Genomic DNA, 1,787 nt, shown 5'->3' on the forward strand with positions numbered 1-1,787 from the left:
ATTTCCATGGTGATCACCTTTTATCCTCTGCTCAAGAGTTAAGCAGAATAAGTAAAGCACCTGGGTCAATTTTGGATCGGCAGAACTAGCTGTAGTGGGTCAGTTTTCGGTCGGCGTCAACAGCCGTAGCGCCCTTCATTGCAGTTAGTACTGAGTTCGTAGCATTTTCATTTCATAGGACATGTTACGTAGGCATAAATATAACTCTATTTTTACTAAAAACTTCATTTCATTTTTTTGTACAGCAGCTTAATTTTTTGCCGCAGTTCCTGCTGCTGCTCAAGAGCGCTGATTCCTTTTTCTGGCAAACAAAAAATCAGTTTGTCATCTGTAGCTGTCGCCGCTTTTATAGTTTTATGATCATCAAGTGCAAGCCAGTATTTAATTTTTCTAGTAGTAGCATCTTGCAGGATTTCAGCATATCTATCAGAGATAATGCATTCCACAACACCATAAAACCGCCATCCTATATTTCCCAAAAGCTTAATCAGAGTTTCGTCATCAAAAAGCCTGCGCCAATCGGATGAAACAATTATCCTAACTTCAGGATAATCCTCTAGTATTTCCTCAAGATGTTTTAGCCAACAAAATAAATTTGGGTTCTGACACAAGCGGCCGTTTTCATCGATTGCGGGTTCACCATCTGCATGCAAAACACCATCAAAATCCAGATATAAAAAAATGAATGAATTATTGTCCATCATTCGAAACCTATCAGCATTTGTACTAACAAATAAAAATACGCTTTTGGACGAAAAATGACAAGATAACCTGATTGACGGGGGAGCCAAATGGCAAATCCCTAATATAAAAAAATTAAGCACAATATAAATTTCATTATAACTTTGACGAATCATGTTTTACTTAAATACACTAAAACCCAGTAACAGCCTGATTTTTCAAAGCTTAATTGTTAGTCTAACTTTGGTGCTGGGCACTAGGTTTCTCCTGCGAAATACCGGATGGTTACACAACCGGAGTGGAAACTATTGGACGCTGTTTACCCCGTAAACCTAGAAAGTTTTGCACGCTGATTTTCAGGCAGATTCATTGCTGCTCGCAATCCAATAGCTAAACGTCGCCAGTTTGAGGTGGTGCAATCGACAAAAAGCACTTTGCGACAAACCGCTCTCCTGCCACTGTGCCACGCGCAGTAGCCATATTTAGCAGCCTACCTCAAAGTGTCAATGGCGATTTTATTGATTTGGTACGCGGTACCCATTTATTTGCTGGTGCGAACCAAGTGTGCGTACCGAAACTCAGTAAGCCGTATAACTAACGTCTGATTCAATAAATACTTATAAAAATCTCAATGCAAGACGTAAGGGTAAAACCCATGTTTTTCTTTACATTTCCTTACAACAAGTTAAAGCAAAACAATGTTACGCGTAATTTTGTGTAGTAGATTCGCGGATTAGCTCACAAAAGCCTTTCGCAGGGCTAGGGGCGAGCTAAAGTCCAACCTTTCACCCAACCTTTGTGTCGAAGGACTTAACAAGAATGCCAACACCAAGTGAAATCATCGCAGAAGCAACTCAATTGATTAATGGTGCTCGCCATTTACGTACATGGACCGCCAAGTCCTACCTACGATTTTTAACTTTTTTAGTAGTCACCTGCGCATTTTCTTCTTGCTGTCTACTTATACTTGTGTACTCCTCAACGGTAATCCCCCCATTTTTAAGCGCACTTAAAAGTAGAGGTCAGGCATGTAATGCCAGTTTTTGTTTCGGGGTGATACCGCCCAATCCCATATGCGGACGTTCGTTATTGTAAGTCCAAAGCCA

At 40.4% G+C, this 1,787-nt stretch carries 3 protein-coding genes; all 3 read right to left on the reverse strand.

All coding sequences use genetic code 11. The features are described 5' to 3' along the window. Window positions 1-224: 224 nt before the first annotated feature. Window positions 225-704, reverse strand: coding sequence for an HAD domain-containing protein (locus tag R6242_RS22165; RefSeq protein ID WP_207916817.1), 480 nt, complete (start codon window positions 702-704; stop codon window positions 225-227). 333 nt (window positions 705-1,037) lie between these two features. Further along, window positions 1,038-1,148, reverse strand: coding sequence for an IS66 family insertion sequence element accessory protein TnpA (gene tnpA, locus R6242_RS22370; RefSeq protein ID WP_412100825.1), 111 nt, complete (start codon window positions 1,146-1,148; stop codon window positions 1,038-1,040). Window positions 1,149-1,703: 555 nt separating this feature from the next. Beyond that, a partial coding sequence (locus R6242_RS22170; RefSeq protein WP_318425489.1) for an integrase core domain-containing protein occupies window positions 1,704-1,787 on the reverse strand: 84 nt, incomplete at its 5' end.

The sequence above is a fragment of the Iodobacter sp. CM08 genome, from assembly GCF_033446605.1.
In the GTDB taxonomy this organism is placed as follows: Bacteria; Pseudomonadota; Gammaproteobacteria; order Burkholderiales; family Chitinibacteraceae; genus Iodobacter.